The sequence below is a fragment of the Rubrivivax sp. JA1026 genome, from assembly GCF_011065555.1.
Classification (GTDB): Bacteria; Pseudomonadota; Gammaproteobacteria; order Burkholderiales; family Burkholderiaceae_C; genus Rubrivivax; species Rubrivivax benzoatilyticus.
The window spans coordinates 261,973-282,216 of sequence record NZ_JAALCQ010000005.1 but is presented as its reverse complement, the minus strand read 5'-3'; the positions used below and the strand labels follow the sequence as shown (position 1 = coordinate 282,216).

Annotated in this window: 16 protein-coding genes; 6 read left to right on the top strand and 10 right to left on the bottom strand. The window is 68.7% G+C overall.

The genetic code is table 11. The features are described from left to right. The first annotated feature begins 17 nt into the window (after positions 1–17). On the top strand, positions 18–1,535 hold the full coding sequence (locus G5B56_RS11165) for a helicase HerA-like C-terminal domain-containing protein (protein ID WP_009855287.1): 1,518 nt from the start codon (positions 18–20) through the stop codon (positions 1,533–1,535). A gap of 13 nt (positions 1,536–1,548) precedes the next feature. Here G5B56_RS11165 and G5B56_RS11160 read toward each other — a convergent pair whose 3' ends face one another. The 3 genes from G5B56_RS11160 to G5B56_RS11150 all read right to left on the bottom strand — a co-directional run bounded on the left by G5B56_RS11160 (position 1,549) and on the right by G5B56_RS11150 (position 4,820). After that, positions 1,549–2,076: a DUF1566 domain-containing protein gene (locus tag G5B56_RS11160; RefSeq protein ID WP_164963241.1), complete on the bottom strand. Its 528-nt coding sequence runs from the start codon at positions 2,074–2,076 to the stop codon at positions 1,549–1,551. A 66-nt stretch (positions 2,077–2,142) separates the two neighbouring features. Next, on the bottom strand, positions 2,143–3,669 hold the full coding sequence (locus G5B56_RS11155) for an alkaline phosphatase (protein WP_164963240.1): 1,527 nt from the start codon (positions 3,667–3,669) through the stop codon (positions 2,143–2,145). A 110-nt stretch (positions 3,670–3,779) separates the two neighbouring features. Further along, positions 3,780–4,820 (bottom strand): hypothetical protein, encoded by a 1,041-nt coding sequence (locus G5B56_RS11150; protein WP_164963239.1) that lies wholly within the window; start codon positions 4,818–4,820, stop codon positions 3,780–3,782. A gap of 443 nt (positions 4,821–5,263) precedes the next feature. Here G5B56_RS11150 and G5B56_RS11145 point away from each other — a divergent pair, with 443 nt between their 5' ends. The 3 genes from G5B56_RS11145 to G5B56_RS11135 all read left to right on the top strand — a co-directional run bounded on the left by G5B56_RS11145 (position 5,264) and on the right by G5B56_RS11135 (position 8,095). Further along, on the top strand, positions 5,264–7,048 hold the full coding sequence (locus G5B56_RS11145) for a glutamine--tRNA ligase/YqeY domain fusion protein (protein ID WP_164963238.1): 1,785 nt from the start codon (positions 5,264–5,266) through the stop codon (positions 7,046–7,048). Positions 7,049–7,140: 92 nt separating this feature from the next. Then, the gene (locus tag G5B56_RS11140; RefSeq protein WP_164963237.1) at positions 7,141–7,635 is read left to right on the top strand and encodes a DUF3016 domain-containing protein; all 495 of its coding nucleotides are present in this window, start codon (positions 7,141–7,143) and stop codon (positions 7,633–7,635) included. 16 nt (positions 7,636–7,651) lie between these two features. Continuing rightward, positions 7,652–8,095, top strand: coding sequence for an FKBP-type peptidyl-prolyl cis-trans isomerase (locus G5B56_RS11135; protein ID WP_206026591.1), 444 nt, complete (start codon positions 7,652–7,654; stop codon positions 8,093–8,095). 13 nt (positions 8,096–8,108) lie between these two features. Here G5B56_RS11135 and G5B56_RS11130 read toward each other — a convergent pair whose 3' ends face one another. Continuing rightward, positions 8,109–9,023, bottom strand: a complete 915-nt coding sequence (locus tag G5B56_RS11130) for a DUF808 domain-containing protein (RefSeq protein WP_009857387.1) — start codon at positions 9,021–9,023, stop codon at positions 8,109–8,111. A gap of 58 nt (positions 9,024–9,081) precedes the next feature. Then, positions 9,082–9,300, bottom strand: a complete 219-nt coding sequence (locus tag G5B56_RS11125; RefSeq protein WP_009857388.1) for a hypothetical protein — start codon at positions 9,298–9,300, stop codon at positions 9,082–9,084. A 206-nt stretch (positions 9,301–9,506) separates the two neighbouring features. On the opposite strand from G5B56_RS11125, the gene G5B56_RS11120 reads away from it, so the two are divergent. Next, positions 9,507–10,403 (top strand): HDOD domain-containing protein, encoded by an 897-nt coding sequence (locus tag G5B56_RS11120; protein ID WP_164963236.1) that lies wholly within the window; start codon positions 9,507–9,509, stop codon positions 10,401–10,403. On the opposite strand, the gene G5B56_RS11115 is transcribed toward G5B56_RS11120, so the two are convergent. Further along, positions 10,378–11,169 (bottom strand): ParA family protein, encoded by a 792-nt coding sequence (locus G5B56_RS11115; RefSeq protein ID WP_009857390.1) that lies wholly within the window; start codon positions 11,167–11,169, stop codon positions 10,378–10,380. The genes G5B56_RS11120 and G5B56_RS11115 overlap by 26 nt on opposite strands. 94 nt (positions 11,170–11,263) lie before the next feature. Between G5B56_RS11115 and G5B56_RS11110 the strand changes: the two genes are divergently transcribed. Then, positions 11,264–12,412, top strand: coding sequence for an aminotransferase class V-fold PLP-dependent enzyme (locus tag G5B56_RS11110; RefSeq protein WP_164963235.1), 1,149 nt, complete (start codon positions 11,264–11,266; stop codon positions 12,410–12,412). Between the two features lie 9 nt (positions 12,413–12,421). On the opposite strand, the gene G5B56_RS11105 is transcribed toward G5B56_RS11110, so the two are convergent. From G5B56_RS11105 to G5B56_RS11090, 4 genes are all read right to left on the bottom strand, one after another. Continuing rightward, complete coding sequence (locus G5B56_RS11105) at positions 12,422–13,630, bottom strand: GGDEF domain-containing protein (RefSeq protein WP_230246251.1); 1,209 nt, start codon at positions 13,628–13,630, stop codon at positions 12,422–12,424. A 204-nt stretch (positions 13,631–13,834) separates the two neighbouring features. Next, the gene (locus tag G5B56_RS11100) at positions 13,835–14,221 is read right to left on the bottom strand and encodes a VOC family protein (RefSeq protein ID WP_164963233.1); all 387 of its coding nucleotides are present in this window, start codon (positions 14,219–14,221) and stop codon (positions 13,835–13,837) included. Between the two features lie 147 nt (positions 14,222–14,368). After that, positions 14,369–16,957, bottom strand: a complete 2,589-nt coding sequence (locus tag G5B56_RS11095; RefSeq protein WP_164963232.1) for an SIR2 family protein — start codon at positions 16,955–16,957, stop codon at positions 14,369–14,371. An 852-nt stretch (positions 16,958–17,809) separates the two neighbouring features. After that, complete coding sequence (locus G5B56_RS11090) at positions 17,810–20,179, bottom strand: YgiQ family radical SAM protein (protein WP_164963231.1); 2,370 nt, start codon at positions 20,177–20,179, stop codon at positions 17,810–17,812. Between the last annotated feature and the right edge of the window lie 65 nt (positions 20,180–20,244).

Sequence of the window (20,244 nt, the reverse complement as noted above, 5' to 3'; positions counted from 1 at the left end):
GAACCGGGGGCTCCACGATGTCCGAACCGATCCTCGTCGCCCGCCACGGCGACGTCGTCTGCGAGCTGCTGCCCGCGCTCGCCAACCGCCACGGCCTGATCACCGGCGCCACCGGCACCGGCAAGACGATCACGCTGCAGAAGCTCGCCGAGAGCTTCAGCCAACTCGGCGTGCCGGTCTTCATGGCCGACGTGAAGGGCGACCTGACCGGCATCACCCAGCGCGGCAGCGTCTCGCCCAAGCTCGCCGCGGTGCTGGCCGAACGCGGCCTGGACACGCCCGAGCCCTTCGCCTGCCCGACGACGCTGTGGGACGTCTTCGGCGAGCAGGGCCACCCGGTGCGCGCCACCGTCTCCGACATGGGGCCGCTGCTGCTGTCGCGCATGCTGGCGCTCAACGAGACCCAGCAGGGCGTGCTGAACCTCGTCTTCAAGATCGCCGACGACCAGGGCCTGGCGCTGCTGGACATGAAGGACCTGCGCGCGATGCTGCAGCACGTCGGCGAGAACGCACGCGAGTTCACCACCGAGTACGGCAACGTCAGCAGCGCCAGCATCGGCGCCATCCAGCGCGGCCTGCTGCAGATCGAGGAACAGGGCGGCGACCGCTTCTTCGGCGAGCCGATGCTCGACATCGCCGACTTCATGCAGACCGTGAATGGCCACGGTGTCGTCAACATCCTCGCCGCCGACAAGCTGCTGAACGCGCCGCGCCTGTACGCCACCTTCCTGCTGTGGATGCTGTCGGAGCTGTTCGAGGCGCTGCCCGAGGTCGGCGACCTGGACAAGCCCAAGCTCGTGTTCTTCTTCGACGAGGCGCACCTGCTGTTCAAGGACGCGCCGGCGGTGCTGGTCGAGCGCATCGAGCTCGTCGTGCGCCTGGTGCGCAGCAAGGGCGTCGGCGTCTACTTCGTCACCCAGAACCCGCTGGACGTGCCCGAGACGGTGCTCGCGCAGCTCGGCAACCGCGTGCAGCACGCGCTGCGCGCCTTCTCGCCGCGCGACCTGAAGGCGGTGAAGGCGGCCGCCGAGACGATGCGCGCCAACCCCAAGCTCGGCGACCTGACGACGGCGATCACCGAGCTCGGTGTCGGCGAGGCGCTGGTCAGCTTCCTCGACGCCAAGGGCCGGCCCAGCGTCACCGAACGCGTCTTCGTGCTGCCGCCGGGCAGCCGCATCGGCCCGGTGACGCCGGCCGAGCGCCAGGCGCTGATCGCCGGGTCGCTGGTGGCCGGCGTCTACGAGAAGACCGTCGACCGCGAGTCGGCCTACGAACGGCTGAAGGGCCGCGCCACGACGGCCCCGGCCGCCACCGCCGGCCTGCCGCCGGGCGCCCAGGCACCGGCGGAAGGCGGCGGCCTGCTGGACGGGCTCAAGGACACGCTGTTCGGCAGCACCGGCCCGCGTGGCGGCAAGCGCGAAGGCCTGGCCGAAGCCGCGGCACGTTCGGCGATGCGCAGCATCGGCTCGGCCGTCGGCCGCGAGCTGATCCGCGGCGTGCTCGGTTCGCTGGTCGGCGGCAGCCGGCGGCGCTGAAGGCCGTGGCGGCTCAGCGCCGCCGCGGCGCCGGCAGGTCGCGCACCAGTCGGATCGGGTTGGCGAGGTTGATGTCGTCGCGGGCGGCGTAGCCGTCGCGGAAGTCGACGTAGGCGGCCACGCCGCCGTCGACGTCGCGGCTCCAGAGCTGCGCCTGCGGCGCGTTCGGGAAGAGCTTGAGGTCGGTCGCGGGGTTGACGCAGTCGGCGGCGACCAGGCTGCGCAGCTCGGCCAGCGTCGGCAGCCGCCAGTCGCGGTGCCCGCCCTGCCCGCCGCCGCGGTTGTAGGTGGTGACGAAATCCAGCGCCTGCAGCGCCGGGAACCGCTCGGCCTGGCCGCGCTCGCAGCGCGGGCCGGAGACGCCGACCACGCAGCGCTGCCACTGCAGCCGGCGCTGTGTGTCGACGACGCTGCCGTCGCCACGCACGACGAGGCCCGAAGGCGCCGGCCGGCCGTCGCGGCAGAGCTGGCCGGCGGCCGCCGGGACGGCCGCCACCAGCAACGCCAGCAGGGCGAGGCGGCGAGTCGAGAAGCTGATCATCGGGAACCCGGTGGAAAAGACGAAAGGGCGCCCCGCGAGGGGCGCCCGGTGCGCCTCGGCGCGGCGTCAGCGGCCCAGCGCCGCCTTGCCGATGCCGAAGATGTCGGTGTTGTCGATGTAGCTGCCGTCGGCGTTGTGGCCGATGCGCGCCGCGAACTGGGCGTCGCGGCCGCGGGCGTACTGGTTCATCTTCTCGGCGTACTTGCCGCGTGCCCAGACACGCACCACCTCGTTGGTGTGGTTGTCGGACCACCAGCGCAGCTGCGGCAGCTGGCCGGCACCGGCGTTGGTGATCGGCTGGAACGCGGTGCTGTCCGAGGCCGTGCCCAGCGGCAGCGCGTTGCCGTGGTCGGTGGTGACGATCAGCAGCGTCTCGTTCCAGTTGCTGTTCTTCTCGACCCAGGCGTTGACCGCGGCGAGCGCACGGTTGAAGTCGACCTGCTCCTCGATGATGCGGCCGGTCTGGTTGGCGTGCGCCGCCCAGTCGACGGCTCCACCCTCGACCATCAGGAACAGGCCCTTCTGGTTCTTGCCCAGCGCCGCCAGCGCGGCCTTGGTCATGGTCTCCAGCGTCGGCACGGTCGTGTTCAGCGCGACGCCGCTGGGCTGCGCGGCGTCGTTGCCCTTGACCGCGGCCTGGCGCGCCTGCTGCAGCGTCGAGGCCACGCGCGGGATGCCGAAGATCGGGCCGTCGTAGCTCAGCGTGCCGGCGGCGAGCTTCTCGAAGTCGGCCTTGTCGTCGATCAGCTTCCAGGCGGCGGTGGCGCCGGCGGGCTTGAGCGTGCCGGCCTTCAGGCGTTGCCACTCGGTGGCGGCGATGTAGTTGTTGGCGGCGCGGCAGGCGTTGGTGGCGCAGGTCGGGTCGATGTCGGCCCAGGCGCGGCCGTTGTCGTCGTACTCGGGGTGGCCGGCGCCCATCAGCACGTCCAGCGGCCCGGTCTCGAGCATCGACTTGGCGATCGCGTTGTAGGCGTTGCGCGAGGCGTTCTGGGCGCCGAACGCGGCCGGCGTCGCGTGGTTGAACGGCACCGAGGTGATGACGCCGGTGGCCTTGCCCTGCGCGCGCGCGATCTGGGTGATGTACTCGACCGGGTTGCCGAAGTTGTCGACGTTGATCGCGTTGTTGTAGGTCTTGTGGCCGCTGGCCAGCGCGGTGCCGGCGGCGGCCGAGTCGGTGACGTTCTGGCGCAGGTACTGGTAGCCGGCGATCGCGGTCGTGTAGTCGTTGCCGGTCGAGCCGCCGATCCAGCCCGCCGCCGTCACCAGCGTGGTGTCCCAGGCCTTGGCCGGGTCGTAGCTGAGCGTCGTCTCGGCAGTGTCGGTCTTGGTGGTGCTGGTCGTCAGCGGGAAGGTCGTCATGCCCAGGCGCACCGGCATCGCGGCGTAGGCCGGCAGGTCGTTGGCCTTGACGCCGGCCTGCCAGTTGGCGGCCATCTCCCAGGTGTTCCAGCTCGCCCCGTCGCTGATCATGACGATGACGTTCTTCGGCAACGCCGGGCCGTCGTCGTCGTCACCGCCGCCGCAGGCGGAAAGCGAGAACAGCGCGGCCGCCGCGAGCGCGAGGGTCGAGTACCGCTGAAGGCTCTTGTACATGGCTCCCAGGTTCCAGGTGTTGAAGAAACCTGGAACTTAGGGAGCTTGTGTGACGCGGCGTTTCACGCGCCGAGACGGTTCGATGACAGGCCGCGCGCAGGCGGCGCGGATCAGCGGCGCAGCGCCCCGGCCAGCAGCGCGTGGCCCTCGATCTCGACCAGCAGCTCGCGCCGGCAGACGTCGGCCTCGACGTAGACCGCACCGCGCGCAGCCACCGAATCGGGACCGACGGCGGCCTCGAAAGCCGCCTTCACCACGGCGAGATCCTCGGGATGGCGCAGGTAGACGACGCAGTCCAGGTCGGCCGGCGACACCGCCGCCGCACCGTGGGCGCGCGCCTGCTCGCACAGCGCGTCCAGGTTGCGCAGCGTCTCGGCGAGCTGGGCCCGCACGTCGCCTTCGTGCACCGAACGTTCGCCGACGATGCTGGCCGTGCCGCTGACGAAGAAGGCCAGCCGGCCGTCGCCCGCGTCGGCCAGCGCGGCACGCGAGAAGTTCGGGCTGCGCGGGCCGAAACGCTGCGAATAGCGGTACGGCGCCACCTGGCGCGGGTTGTCCAGCGGCCGCACCGCGCCGCGCGAGGCCAGGAAGCGGATCGCCAGCGTGCCTTCGTGCGGGCCCAGCGCGCAGGCCGCCGGCGCGCCTTCGAAGGCGTCGAAGCCGGCTTCGGAGAAGGCACGGAAGCGGCCGACGTTGAACTGGCGGTAACGCTCCAGCCCGCCGCCGTCGTCGTTGATGCGCGGCAGGAAGTTCCAGACCTTGACCAGCGGCGGCCGGCCGCGTGCGTCCAGCACCTCGAACAGGTCGCGGTAGGCCTGCCACGAGGCGTCGGTCAGGTCGGCCACCGCGTCGGGCAGGTCCAGCCAGCCGTAGAGCCAGTGGCCGTCGTCGCGCCAGTGCACCGGGCCGAAGCGGCCGCTGTCGGGCGCGCCGGCGCTGAACAGGTCGACGACCGGCGCGGCCGGCGCCAGCAGCCGCGCCACCAGGCCCGGGGCCGACGGCGTGGCCGCCGCGCCCCAGGCCAGGCCGCCGAGCGCGGCGCCGTCCAGCCGCGCGGCCTCGTCGGCGCTGACGCGCAGCAGTTGCAGCGGAGCGGACTCGGCGGGGCGCGCGGCAGGCGCAGGGTCGGCGGGGGCGGTCGCCTCGGACATCGGTTCTGGGGCGGCGCGCCGGGTACGGACGCCGTGGACAAGGACCGGCGATTATTCCAAACCGGCCGGGGCGCCGCGGCGAAGACGCGAAGACGGGGTCAGGTCTCGCGAGACCTGACCCCTGCCGCCAGGGGCGCCGCGGCGAAGAGGGCAGCGAAGACGGGGTCAGACGCGAAGACGGGGTCAGGTCCTGCGGGACCTGACCCCTGCCGCACGCACCTGCCGCCCGTCGTCTCGCGAAACGACCACCGACGAGAAGACGGGGTCAGGTCTCGCGCGAGAAGACGGGGTCAGGTCTCGCGAGACCTGACCCCTGCGGCCTGCCCCCTGCCGCCCAGGCCGCCCCGCGCGACGGCCGCTCGATAGAATCCTTCGCTCTTTCGCCGCCACGCCGGAGCCCCCCGTGCGCGCGGCCCCGAACCTTGCGCGAAACCGCCTGCCGAATGGCCCACGACCCGACTCCCCCCGACGCCCCCAAGCCGAGCAACTTCCTGCGCGGCATCATCGAGCGCGACCTCGAGGCCGGCACCTGGAGCCAGCGCCGCTGGGGCGGCACCCCGGGCGACGGCGCGCACCACGCGGCGGGCGTGCCCGACCCGGCGAAGATCCGCACCCGCTTCCCGCCCGAGCCCAACGGCTACCTGCACGTCGGCCACGCCAAGAGCATCTGCCTGAACTTCGGCCTGGCGCGCGACTACGGCGGCGTCTGCCACCTGCGTTTCGACGACACCAACCCCGAGAAGGAAGAGCAGGAGTACGTCGACGCGATCATCGAGGCCGTGCGCTGGCTGGGCTTCGACTGGGAAGCCAACGGCACCGCCCACCTCTACTGGGCGAGCGACTACTTCGACTTCATGTACCGCGCCGCCGAGGCGCTGATCAACGCCGGCCTGGCCTACGTCGACGAGCAGAGCGCCGAGCAGATGCGCGCCAACCGCGGCGACTTCACGACGCCGGGCACGGCCAGCCCGTTCCGCAGCCGCACGCCGGCCGAGAACCTGGCGCGGTTCCGCGAGATGCGCGACGGGAAACACGCCGACGGCGCGATGGTGCTGCGCGCCAAGATCGACATGGCGTCGCCGAACATCAACCTGCGCGACCCGACGCTCTACCGCATCAAGCACGCCACGCACCACAACACCGGCGACAAGTGGTGCCTGTACCCGATGTACACCTTCGCGCACCCGATCGAGGACGCGCTGGAGAACATCACCCACAGCATCTGCACGCTGGAGTTCGAGGACCAGCGCCCGTTCTACGACTGGCTGCTCGACCAGCTGGCCACACTGGGCCTGCTGGTGCGCCCGACGCCGCGCCAGCACGAGTTCGGCCGGCTCAACCTCAGCTACGTCATCACCAGCAAGCGCAAGCTGAAGGCGCTGGTCGACGAGAAGATCGTCGAAGGCTGGGACGACCCGCGCATGCCGACGATCTTCGGCATGCGCCGCCGCGGCTACACGCCGGAAGCGATCCGCGCGATGGCCGACGGCTCGGGCGCGAGCAAGACCAACATCTGGCTCGACTACTCGGTGCTCGACGGCTGCCTGCGCGAGGACCTGGAAGGCAAGGCCGCGCGTGCGATGGTCGTGCTCGACCCGCTGCCGCTGAAGCTCGTCAACTGGGACGAGGTCTTCGGCGCCGGCCACGTCGAGCCCTGCCAGGCGCCGGCGCATCCGCACCACCCGGAACTGGGCGAACGCCACTTCGGCCTCGGCCCCGAGGTCTGGATCGAGCGCGAGGACTTCGCCGAGACGCCGCCGAAGGGCTTCTTCCGCCTGTTCCCGGGCAACAAGGTGCGGCTGAAGTACGGCGTCGTCGTCGAGTGCACGGGCTGCGAGAAGGACGCCGACGGCCAGGTCACCGCGGTGCTCGCCAAGGTCGTGCCCGACACCAAGAGCGGCACGCCGGGCGCCGACGCGATCAAGGTCAAGGGCACGATCACCTGGGTCGGCCGGCACGACGCCGTCGCCGCCACGGTGAACCTCTACGACCGGCTGTTCACCGAAGCCCAGCCCGACGCCGCCGGCCGCGACTTCCGCGAGGTGCTCAACCCCGACAGCAAGCGTGTCGTGCAGGCCTGGCTGGAGCCGTCGCTGGCCTCGGTTGCGGCCGAGACGCGGCTGCAGTTCGAGCGCCACGGCTACTTCGTCGCCGACCGCGTGCTGCACCGCGCCGACGCGCCGGTGTTCAACCGCATCACCACGCTGCGCGACAGCCGCACGAAGTAAGGTTGCGCCCGGTGGTGTCTCGTCGCTGGCGCTGGTGCCCGGCGGCGTTCCGTGCCAGATTGGGGGTCTCTGCTTCGTCTCGTGGAGGCCCCATGCCACACCTCTTCCCGATCCGCCACGCGGCGCTGGGCGCCGCGCTGGCGCTGGCGGCGCTGGCCGGCCCGGCGCAGGCCGCCGGCGTCGTCCAGGTGAGTTTCGTCGAGCCCGAGCGCTACACCGACGTCGGCTTCGGCGCCGTCGAGCGCGAGCGCACGACCGACCGGCTCGCCGCCATCTTCCAGGACCTCGCCCGGCGCCTGCCCGACGGCCAGGTGCTGACGGTCGAGGTGCTCGACGTCGACCTCGCCGGCCACGTGCCGGTGGGCAACGTCAACGACACGCGCGTGCTGACCGGCGGCGCCGACTGGCCGCGCATCACGCTGCGCTACCGCCTCGAGGCCGGCGGCAGCGTGCAGACACGCGACGAGACCGTCTCGGACCTGAACTATCTGCAGAACCGCCTCTTCGGCGGCCGCGCCGACGAGGCGCTGGCCTACGAGCGGCGCATGCTCGAACGCTGGTTCGAGGAACGTTTCCTCACCCCCTGACTCTCGGAGAACCCCCTTGTCCCTGCACCGCCTGTGCCTGGCCGCCGTCGTGGCCGCCGCTCCCGCCCTCGCCTTCGCCGCCGCGCCGGCCGACCCGCTGAAGGCCGCTGCCGCCGAACCCGGCGCGGTGGTCACCGCCAGCGGGCTGATCTACCGCTCGCTGAAGGACGGCAGCGGCGCCAGCCCGACGGCCAGCGACACCGTGCGCGTGCACTACCGCGGCACGCTCGTCGACGGCAAGGAGTTCGACAGCTCCTACCGCCGCGGCGAGCCGATCGAGTTCCCGCTGAACCGCGTGATCCCGTGCTGGACCGAAGGCGTGCAGAAGATGAAGGCCGGCGGCAAGGCCAAGCTGACCTGCCCGAGCACGATCGCCTACGGCGAACGCGGCGCCGGCGGCGTGATCCCGCCGAACGCGACGCTGCAGTTCGAGGTCGAACTGCTGGGCATCCGCAAGTAAGGCGGCCGGCCGGTCAGGCCGGCGCGCGGGCGAAGAGCTTTTGCGCCAGCGTCACGCCGGCCAGCACCACGGCGCCGGCGGCGACGCCCAGCAGCCCGTTGGCCAGCGCCGGCAGCACCGCGCCGGCGACGCCGCCGAGCCCGCCCAGCGTGTGTTCGACGGCCTCGGCCACCGGGTGCACGCCGTGCACCAGGATGCCGCCACCGACGAGGAACATCGCCGCGGTGCCGGCCACCGACAGGAACTTCATCAGCCACGGCGCCGCGGCCAGGATGCCGTCGCCGAGCGAACGCAGCGCGGCGCTGCCGGCACGCTGCAGCCGCAGCCCCAGGTCGTCGAGCTTGACGATGCCGGCGACGACGCCGTAGACGCCCACCGTCATCGCCAGCGCGACGCCGGACATCACCAGCACGCGCGTCATGAACTCGGCCTCGGCCACCGTGCCCAGCGTGATCGCGATGATCTCGGCCGAGAGGATGAAGTCGGTGCGGATCGCGCCCTTGATGCGCTCCTTCTCGAAGGCCACCAGGTCGACGTCGGGCTGGTCCAGCGCGGCGCGCAGTTCGGCCCGGTGGGCGTCGTCGTCGCCGCGGTGCAGGAACTTGTGCGCCAGCTTCTCGAAGCCCTCGTAGCAGAGGAAGGCGCCGCCGATCATCAGCAGCGGCGTCACCGCCCAGGGCGCGACGGCGCTGATCGCCAGCGCCGCCGGCACCAGGATGGCCTTGTTCAGCAGCGAACCCTTGGCCACCGCCCAGACCACCGGCAGCTCGCGCTCGGCGGCCACGCCGGTGACCTGCTGGGCGTTCAGCGCGAGGTCGTCGCCGAGCACGCCCGCGGTCTTCTTCGCGGCGAGTTTGCTGAGGAGCGCGACGTCGTCGAGGACGGTCGCGATGTCGTCGATGAGAGCGAGGAGACTGCTGGCGGCCACGGCGCGATTGTCGCCGCATGCGGCACCCTGGCGCCGCGGCCGCCGCCCGATCGGGTGCTCAGGACAGGAAGTCGGGCACGACCGCCGGTGTCGCGTACTCGCGGCCGACGACGGCGCGGGCGTAGAGGTAGTTGCAGCGCGCTCGCTCGCTCAGCGTGTCCATCGCCACGCGGCCCTGGGCGTCGCAGGGGAAGGCCAGCGCGCGGCCCTGCTGGAACAACGACTCGAACCGCAGCTGGTAGCGGGCGGCGAGGCCGGCATCGGCGAAGGCGTTCATCACGTCGGTCTCCCTGGACCCTGGGCGATGAATCCAGCTTAGTCGGCCACGGCCCCGGCCGCCTGCGGCGCGGCGCCATCGCGGGCGTCGGACGGCGGCTGCGGCGCGTGTCGGAAGACGGCTGACACGGCGCAAGCCTGCCGGCACGACGGCACTTCAGTCTGGCGCGGCGCGGCCGATAAGACGTCTGGACGCGCCCCACCACCATGACCGCCATCGCCGCACCGCTGCCTGCCGACACCTCGCGCACCGCTTCCATCGCCCGTGAAATCGACCACGCCCGCACCCGCGGCGCGCTGCAGCACATCGTCGTGCCGCCGTGCCCGGCGCTGCTGGCGCGGCTGCAGGCGGTGATGCAGCAGCCCGAGCCCGACCTCAACGAGGTCGCCCGCATCGCCGCCAGCGACGTCGCGATGTCGGCGACGCTGATCCGCAACGCCAACGGCGCGCTATACGCCGTGGGCCCGCCGGTGCAGACCGTCGGCCAGGCGATGAACCGCCTGGGCCTGAAGCAGACCGCGGCGATCATGACCGGCTTCCTGGTGCGCAACGCCATCGTCGCCGACAACCGCCACCTGAGGCGTTTCTGGGAACGCTCGGCGCAGCGTGCGATCGCGATGACCTTCATCGCCCGCCAGCTCGTCGGCCTGTCGCCCGACGTCGCCCACACCTACGGCCTGTTCTGCCACGTCGGCATGCCGGTGCTGCTGCAGAGCGTGAAGGGCTACGGCTCGACGATGGTCGAGGCCGCGGCGCGCATCGACCGCAGCTACGTCGCCACCGAGAACGCCAACCACCGCACCGACCACGCCGTCGTCGGCGCGCTGGTGGCGCGCGTCTGGCGCCTGGCGCCCGAGGTGATGGCCGCGATCCGGCTGCACCACGACCTGGACTCGCTGGGCGGCGAGGAGACCGAGCCCGAGGTGCAGACGCTGATGGCCGCCGGCCTCGTCGCCGAGCACATCGTGCGCCGCCAGGAGGCCCAGCTGCCCGAGCGCGACTGGACCGACCACTCGGCCGCGGCGCTGGCCTGGCTGCAGGTCGACGAAGGCGAGATCGCCCAGTGGGGCGAGGAGCTCAGCGCTTCGCTGAGCGCTTTCTAGGCTTGGCGACGGCCTCGTAGAGCGCGACGAACTGCTGCGTCAGCTTGTGCCCGGGGTCCAGGTGGATCATCGGGCGCGCGAGTTCGTGCGACTCCTTCACGCGCACGCTGGCGCCCAGGTAGGGCTCCAGCACCGGCAGGCCTTCGTCGACGAGTTCCTGCACCGTGCGCCGCGGCAGGCTGGCGCGCGGCTGGAACTGGTTGACGACGATGCCCTCGACGGCGAGCTTGTCGTTGTGGTCGGCGCGGATCTCCTCCACCGCCTCCAGCAGCCCGTACAGCGCGCGGCGCGAGAACTCGTCGCAGTCGAACGGGATCAGGCAGCCGTCGGCGGCGATCAGCGCCGAGCGTGTGTAGAAGTTCAGCGCCGGCGGCGTGTCGATCCAGATCTCGTCGTAGGTGCCGGCAAACTCGGCCAGCGCGTCGCGCAGCTTGAAGATCTTGTAGCGGCTCTCCAGCTTGGCGTGCAGCTCCTCCAGCGCGGCGCTGGCGGGCATCAGGTCCAGCCGCTCCCAGGGCGTGGCGGTGACGAAATCGGCCGCCGGCACCGGGCGCACGCTGAACTTCAGCGTCGTCTCGAAGAACTCCGCCGCGCCGGGGCGCGGGTCGACCGCGGCCTCGCCGAGCAGGTAGTGCGTCGAGTTGGCCTGGGCGTCCAGGTCGACGAGCAGCACCCGCCGCCCCCTGGCGGCCGCGATCGCGGCCAGGTTGCTGGCGATGGTGGACTTGCCGACCCCGCCTTTCTGGTTGAAGACGACGTGCCGCATCCGAGCGCTCCATGGAAGGACGCGACATTGTGCACCGCAGCACTGGAGGCGGAACCCTAGACTCGGGCGGCCCGCCTCCAGCCGACACGACACGATGCGCGACCTGTTCCTGCTCGCCCCCGATCTCGTCTTCCTGAACCACGGCTCCTTCGGCGCCTGCCCACGCGAGGTGCTGGCCGAGCAGCAGCGCTGGCAGCTGGAGATGGAGCGCAACCCGGTCGAGTTTCTCGGCCGGCGCTCGGCCGAGCTGCTGCACCAGGCGCGCACGGCGCTCGCCGGCGAAGTGGGCGCCAACCCGGAGCACCTGGTCTTCGTGCCCAACGCGACCACCGGCGTCAACGTCGTCACGCGCTCGTTCGTGCTGGCACCGGGTGACGAGGTGCTGTCGACCGACCTGGAATACGGCGCCTGCGACGCCGCCTGGCAGCAGGCCTGCGCCGCGCGCGGCGCGCACTACCGGCGCGTGGAGATCCCGCTGCCCTTCGAACGCGAGAGCTTCGTCGAGCGCCTGATGGCCGCGGTGACACCGCGCACCCGGCTGATCTACGCCAGTCACATCACGTCGACGACGGCGCTGACGCTGCCGGTGGCCGCGCTGTGCCGCGCCGCACGCGAGCGCGGCATCCCGACGCTGATCGACGGCGCGCACGCGCCGGGCCAGATCACGCTGGACCTGGACGCCGTCGGCGCCGACTTCTACGTCGGCAACTGCCACAAGTGGCTGTGTGCGCCCAAGGGCAGCGGCTTCCTGCACGCCCGGCCCGAACACCACGCGCGGCTCGACGCGCCGGTCATCAGCTGGGGATATGCCGAGGGCAGCGGCGGCCACGCCGGCTTCGACGCCTACCTGGGGCGCACGCTGTTCGAGCGCCGCCTGCAGTGGCAGGGCACACGCGACCTGTCGGCCTGGCTGGCGGTGCCGGCGGCCATCGACTTCCAGCGCCGCCACGGCTGGCCCGCGGTGCGCGAGCGCTGCCACGCGCTGGCGCGCGAGGCGCTGCAGGCGCTGACACGCCGCCACGGCCTGGCGCCGATCGCCCGGGACGAGGACTGGGCGCAGATGGTGGTCATCCCCGTGCCGCCGCAGGACCCGGAAGCGCTGCGCCGTCGCCTCTTCGACGAAAGCGGCATCGAGGTGCCGGTGACGACCCACGCCGGCCGGACCTTCGTGCGCATCTCGGTGCAGGGCTACACCGAGCCCTGGGAGATCGAGCGCCTGCTGGACGCGCCGGCGCTGCGCTGAACGCCGCGCTCAGCCGCAGACGATGCGGTTGCGCCCCTGCTGCTTGGCTTCGTAGAGCAGGCGGTCGGCTTCGAGGAACAGCGTCTGCGCGGTGTCCGCGGGCTGCGGCACGCGCACGATGGCGCCGATCGACACCGTCAGCGTCGGCGCCGTGGCGCTGCGGCTGTTGGGGATCGCCAGCGCCTCGATGTCGCGGCGGATGGCCTCGAACAGCTCCTGGCCGCGGCCGCTGGGGCTGGAGCTGCAGGCCAGCAGCGCGAACTCCTCGCCGCCGAGGCGGAAGGCGTAATCGCCGGCGCGGCGGCCGTGTTCGCGCAGCGCCGCGGCCACCGACACCAGCGCCTCGTCACCGGCGACGTGGCCGAAGGTGTCGTTCAGGCGCTTGAAGTGGTCCAGGTCCAGCAGCGCCAGCGTCAGCGTCGAACGCTCGCGCCGGGCGCGCGCCAGCTCGGCGGCGAAGACGGCGTCGAAATGGCGGCGGTTGAACAGCCCGGTCAGGTCGTCGGTGATCGCCGACTCCTCCAGCCGGCGGTTGGCGGCCTCCAGGTCGACGTAGGCCTGGCGCAGCTTCTCCTCGGCCTCGACGCGCGCGCGGCGCTCGCGCAGCAGGTTCAGCGTGCGGCTGGACAGGTTCTCGTACATGCCGAGAACGGTGTCGATCAGCAGGCGCACCGACGAGGCGCCCATCTTGCGCTCGGCCTTCAGCTTGGCCTCGTCCAGCGGCACGCCGGCCTGGACCTCGGCGACGACGAGCGCGAAACGTTTGTCCTCGACGATGATGTGGAAGGCCAGCCAGCGGATCAGGAACTTCACCATGCCTTCGATCTGCTGGTACAGCGGCTGGCCGCCTTCGGCCTGCTTCAGGTCCTGCACCTTGGGCAGGAAGGCCCCGTGGGCCGCCTGGTGGTTGTGCAGCCAGACGTCGTCACCGAAGCAGTCGACCCAGATCTCTTCCTCGGCCGAGAAGTGATAGTCGGCATAGGCCGCCAGCTCGGCGAACGCGGCCTCGACCTCGAACGCCCGGTTGTGCACCAGCGTGCCGGCGAGCTGGTTCAGCAGGTCCACCAGGCGCCTGTGCTGCTCGTCGATCAGCGCGTTGCCGGTGTTGAAGTTGTCGTTCCAGGGGAAGACTTCGAACAGGTGCTGGCCGCCGGCCGGGTCGGGCTGGGCGAGCAGGTCCATGAAGTCGGCGGCGCTGGTTTCGGTCGTGCAGTTCATCGTCATCCGCGGCGCGCCGCGGCAGCGCCGGTGGCTCGCCCGTACCCTGACACCACCACCTCGGAGGCGGCGACCGCCGGGCGAGGCGGAGGGCGGAGCGGCCCGCTCGGACCCGGACGGCCGATCATGACACAGCGATTTCACCAATTCGACGTAGACGAGCGAGTTGCCGGGAGGACCGCACGGAAAAGCCGAGTACGTAGCTCAGGAATCCGCACGCGAGGCGAAAGCGAGCACGTGGCCGTCGGGATCGAGGGAGTACGCCGCGACGTGGCCCCAGTTGCGCGCCAGCAGCGGCGAGAGTTCGCGCGCCCCGGCGGCCAGCGCGCGGGCGTGCGCGGCCGCGGGATCGTCGACCAGCAGATACAGCTCGGCGCGCGGCACGCCGCGCCCGGCCGCCGGGTCGGGCAGCGCGGCCCCGAGCAGCGCCCTGATGCCGGCTTCCGGCATCAGCCCGAGCACCGCGCCGCCGGGCAGTTCGAACTCCGTCATGCCAGGCACGTCGAGCCGGGGCGCCCGGGCCAGCGCCTGTTCGTAGAAGCGGCGGCTGGCGGGCTGGTCGGCGACGTAGAGGATGAAGTGGGGGGTCATGGGTCGGTCGGGGATAGGGTCGGCCGGCAGGTCGGCCGTCACGCGCAACCGGATGCTCGAATCGATAGTCGAGGCGAGAGTCGCTTCGCCGTCGCGACAGACAACCGTGCGAAGCGCTCCGGCAACCGGCTTCTTAACTCTTCCGCTTCACGCGGCGAGTGCAGCGATAACGTCCGGATCTGAGCGAAATTCACCGAATACAGGCCAACGAGCCACACAGTATCTAAATGCCTTGTCTTTCTTTATTGCCTTTCGGATTGACTTCACCATCTCATCCCGCCGCCCCAACAACGCATACACCGCCGAAGAAACGTTTGGAGACGCCGAAAGCCTCAATATTGCATCCAATCTATTGTTATCCGGTCGACGGCCTTGGAGCTTCCTCGCCAACTCAAAATTTATGATCTCCACATGAGCTTCGGGGGTGAAATTATAACTTTCCAAAAACGATCGCGCGACGCGCTCAGCCTCGGAAAACCGACTGGCCTGGAGCAAGACGTAGGTGCGCTCAACGATGTATTTTGACCCGGTTTTGAGCTCACGCTCCTCTAGAACCTGAAGCGCAGAATCAAAATCACCTTCAGTCTCCAGGAGATCTGTCAGCAAGGCCAAACGAGCTTTATCCACCAAGCGATTACCCCACACTTCATACAATCGGCGAGCCTCGGTTGATCGCCCCATATCCAAGTACAGCCGGAACAAATCTATCAAAACATCACCATTAAAATCCCAACCGCGAAGCGCCTCTGAGAGAAGGCGCGCCGCCAAATCGTCATCCCCAACAGAAGCACGAATAGCACGCGCCGCAGCAAGCACTGTCTCCGGGCTTTGACGAAAAATACCATCGCGTTCACAGACTGCCACGAGACGCCGAATCGAGTCTACATCACACCTAGCGGCGTAGGCGTCAAACCTCAAGTCAGCAACCCAGATAACGCTTTCGAGGCCGTGACGCTCCTCAACGTCGGCGAGGACAGACAATATTGAATCGATTGCCTTCTCATCCTCGCGGCGTTTAGCAATTTCAAGCCCTAAGTTAAGGCAGTAGTAGGATTCGCCGCCTTGCTTACGAATATCAGATAAAAGATTGTCTTCAGCGCTCTTGCACCCAACCTTATCGTCACCAAATGTCCTATGAAGCAAGTCACCCAGAGTTAACCAAGCAGGGTTTGCCCTGTAAGGATTCAGATCAATAGATTTTCTCAGAGCAACAACTGCCGAATCACGAAACCTCCGTGCGCTCTCCCCATAAACCCTATCCGCGGCACGAATATTCCATTCAGCGAGATCCAGATGCGCCTGAGGCAAATGTGGCTCCACAGCAATCGCTTTCTCGATAGCCTCCAACTTGCGCGCCTCATTAACTTCAATATTAGCCCGCAGCAGATAATTTGAGCCGCGCCTTGGATTTAAGCTGACAAGCTGCTCTATAACCTGAAGAGCGAGCAAATTTTCCCCCTTCAAGCGGAAGCCCTGAATTTGTTCCCTCAACAGGCGCCTGCGATATATCAAACGACAGTCACCCTGCAAGGCTAGGCCAATCTTCTCAATGGCAGCATCATACTTGGCCTCGCTCAGCAAACCAGACACCTCGGTCAGAATGAGAAGTTCATCATCGGTAAATTCTTGGGGTTGACCTCTAAGCGCAGGTCCGTCATCACTATTCGACTGAACTATCAATCCCGCAATTGCCGATCGCTTCGTCAAACTAGACAAACGCCTCTTTGCTGCAGACAATACTTTGGTAGTCTCCGGAATAGCCGCCGGGGATTTGAGAAGTCGATCGACGACACCACTAGGTCGGGCGATTCCCAGCAACGAAGGAGGCACGCAGTCCCCTCCAGTGAGATCCGAAAACAAGTCGCCAAACAACTCATCGAAGCCTTCGATACGGACAAAGTAGACTCGCTCTCGCCACAGCAGCCTACGCAACTCTTCCGAAACCTCTGAGTCCGGGCGCAGGCACCAGTAAACACCCCCTTTGAAGTACTCCTCATTTTTTAACAGCGAGGAGAATATATCCATAATAGAACGATCAGCACCGGAATAACCTACAACAATTAATCCAGCCTCTTTAGCAAACTCAGAGAACTTGGATCGCATATTAATCTCAAGCGACTCAGTCTCTCGAATTGTCGACTTCAGATCATCAAATAAGTAATCCCCATGAAGCTTAATAATTTTAGGCCGCTTGGAAGTAACAGTGACACTAGAGATTGATGAATCATGAGCACAAACTATAGGCCTCTCTGATGAATACGAATAGAACGCCTCGTTAATTAGATCATCAAAATTGGTTGTGAATATGTTGCGAAAATACCCTTCAGCCACCAGCGCAGTAAGATACGCATATCCAATCGAGGGAGACGCGCGAGAAACCTCGGACTCCACGAACATGCGCCTCTGACGTTGCAAGTCATAGCGCCGCTCAAACAGAGATGAATACTCACGCGCGGGATCGTACCAATCAGAGTGATGCTGCCTCAAGAATTCACGCTGCACGGAGGGCGCCTCCCCCAGCAAATCGCAGCCGCCAGGCGTCAACTCCAATATCTCGCGCCGCCACACTTCTATCAGCGCGCTTGCCGAGCGCACACCAGAGGTAATCGAGCACCCGGCACCAAACAGCAAGTTATAATTCGAGTGCCCGTCAGTTCTGGTTTTTATATAGCGCACAAGATCATTAACAGTTCGCTCTTTCGCGGGAAGCTGGCGACGCAACTCTTGATAATCCACGGCATACTCTCCGATATGCGACTGATCTATAACAAGCCCCAACCCGTCCCCAATCAACTTGTGGCATTAGCACTCAGCAAGCGCGCAACCTAGAGATCGGAACAGAGGGATCCACCCGAGGACTCATTCTCGGCCCACCCCATCAGATCGCACCCGTCGGCCCTCAGCAGTCCAATGGAGGCAGATCAAAATTTCGCCGCATTGCACGTCGCTCCAGAGTTGGCGCCCGACGGAAGAAGCGAAACAGGGCGCCCAACGCAACCAGCTGATAGACATAGCCCAAACGACGACGGAACGTGCGGTCTCCTGGGCTGACGAGATCAACGCGGCGGAGCGTGCGGCCTCGGCGCTAAGCAAGCGAAAGGGGCTGCTCGCAACCATCGCGCACCGCGGCACGTTTACTGCCAGGCTTGGCAGGTCGGTCTGATCACGTACACCAACGGCACCCGGTTTGCGGGCCTAACCGCGTATGTAACCGCCAGGGGAACGCAAGCGGGAGCGATCTCGGTTACTGAGGAATCCGAGTCGCTAACAGAGCTAGCCCAACCCTCCACACGCCTTCGGGGGACGTTCAGCCAAGACCGGGCGAACAAATCCCACCCCGCCCTGCCGCGGACGCCGGGTGGCCGGTGGAGTGAAGTATTAGGAGGAGGCCCGGCGCAGCCGGGCCGGGGGACATGAACGGAACCGGCCACCCGGTGGCCGTGGCACGCGCAGGCGGTGGCGCACCCGGCCGGACGAGGTCCGGCTCAACAAGCCATCAAGAATGGAGCGTCGCCGACGCCGCCTCAGCAGCGGTGCCGCCGCGGTAGCGGTCACCACCAACGCGGCGGCCAGCCCGGCGGCGCAAGCTCAGCGCTTGCGCCCCTTCGCCACCGAGCCCGGCTTGCCACCAGCCCCCCGCCCCGGCGCCGCGCCCCGCGCAGCGGCGCCACCCGCCGCACCGGCAGATGGCCCCCGCCCGCACGGCAACCCCGCCCGCGGCGGCAGCCCCGTGTGCTGGGTCAGCACCGTGCCCTTGGACGGCGTGCTGTTCTTGCGCCGCGCGCTCTGGTAGCTGCCGTCGGTGGCGGGCTGGTAGGTCGGGATCAGGTGGTGCTTGCCGTTGCCGATCAGGTCGGCGCGGCCCATCTCCTTCAGCGCCTCGCGCAGCAGCGGCCAGTTGTTCGGGTCGTGCCAGCGCAGAAAGGCCTTGTGCAGCCGGCGGCGGCGTTCGCCGCGCACCACGTCCACGCGTTCGCCGCGTTCGTCGCGGTGCACGCCCTTCAGCGGGTTGAGGCCCGAGTGGTACATCGCCGTCGCGGTGGCCATCGGGCTGGGGTAGAAGGTCTGCACCTGGTCGGCCTTGAAGCCGTTCTGCTTGAGCCACAGCGCGAGGTTCATCATGTCCTCGTCGGTGGTGCCCGGGTGCGCGGCGATGAAGTACGGGATCAGGTACTGCTTCTTGCCCGCCTCGGCGCTGAACTGGTCGAACAGCTGCTTGAAGCGGTCGTAGCTGCCGATGCCCGGCTTCATCATCTTGGACAGCGGCCCACGCTCGGTGTGCTCGGGCGCGATCTTCAGATAGCCGCCGACGTGGTGCGACACCAGCTCGCGCGTGTACTCCAGGCTCTTCACCGCCAGGTCGTAGCGCAGGCCCGAGCCGATCAGCACCTTCTTGATGCCCGGCAGCGCGCGCACGCGGCGGTAGATCTTCACCAGCGGGCCGTGGTCGGTGCGCAGGTTCTGGCAGATGTCGGGGTAGACGCAGCTCGGCTTGCGGCAGGCGGCCTCGATCTCGGGGCTCTTGCAGCCCAGGCGGTACATGTTGGCCGTCGGCCCGCCCAGGTCGCTGACGACGCCGGTGAAGCCCGGCATCGTGCGCATCTGCTCGACCTCGCGCACGATGCTGTCGGCGCTGCGGCTCTGGATGATGCGGCCCTCGTGCTCGGTGATCGAGCAGAAGGTGCAGCCGCCGAAGCAGCCGCGCATGATGTTCACGCTGAAGCGGATCATCTCCCAGGCCGGGATCCTGGTCGCGCCGTCGTGGCGGCCGAACTCGTCGGCGTAACGCGGGTGCGGGCTGCGCGCGTACGGCAGGTCGAAGACGTGGTCCATCTCCGGCGTGTTCAGCGGCAGCGGCGGCGGGTTGATCCACACGTCGCGCTCGCCGTGGCGCTGCACCAGCGCCCGCGCGTTGCCGGGGTTGGTCTCCAGGTGCAGCACGCGGCTGGCATGGGCGTAGAGCACCGGGTCGGCGCGGACCTGCTCGTACGACGGCATGCGGATCACCGTGCGGTCGCGCGGCGGCGGCGCCGGCCGCGCGGCGCGGCGCGGCACGATCGTGATCGGCTGCTCGGCAACAGCCGCCGCGGCCGCAGCCGGTTCAGCCGGCTCGGCGTCGATGACGGTCGGGTCGGCGGCTTCGGGGCCTTCGATCGCGTTGCCGCCAGCGTGGTCGGGCGGCTCGTAGGGGTTGGGCAGCGCGTCGACGCGGCCCGGCAGGTCGACCTCGCTGGAGTCGATCTCGATGAAACCCTGAGGCGCGAAGCCGCTGCGCACCAGGAAGGCGGTGCCACGGATGTCGGTCATCGTCTCGACGGGCTCGCGCCGCGCCAGGCGGTGGGCGATCTCGACGATGGCGCGCTCGGCGTTGCCGTAGACCAGCAGGTCGGCCTTGCTGTCGGCGAGGATCGAGCGCCGCACCTTGTCCTGCCAGTAGTCGTAGTGGGCGACGCGGCGCAGGCTGGCCTCGATGCCGCCGATGACCACCGGCACGTCCTTGTAGGCCTGCTGGCAGCGCTGGGTGTAGACCAGCGTCGCGCGGTCGGGGCGCTTGCCGGCGGCGGCGCCGGCGGTGTAGGCGTCGTCGCTGCGGATGCGGCGGTCGGCCGTGTAGTGGTTGATCATCGAATCCATGTTCCCGGCGGCGATGCCGAAGAACAGGTTCGGGCGCCCCAGCACCTGGAAGGACTCGACGGCGTTCCACTCGGGCTGCGGGATGATGCCGACGCGGAAACCCTGAGCCTCCAGCACGCGGCCGATGACGGCCATGCCGAAGCTCGGATGGTCGACGTAGGCGTCGCCGGTGACGATGACGATGTCGCAGGAGTCCCAGCCGAGCGCCTCCATCTCCTGCCGCGTGGTCGGCAGGAAGGGCGCGGGGCCGAAACGCTTGGCCCAGAACGGCTTGTAGCCGGTGAGGGCGCGCGCCGGGCGCGGCGGAGTGAGGGCGTGGGACACGGCGTGCTCTCGGGTGGGGACAACGGGGCGAACCGTCGATTGTCGCCGCGGCGGGGTCGCCCGGG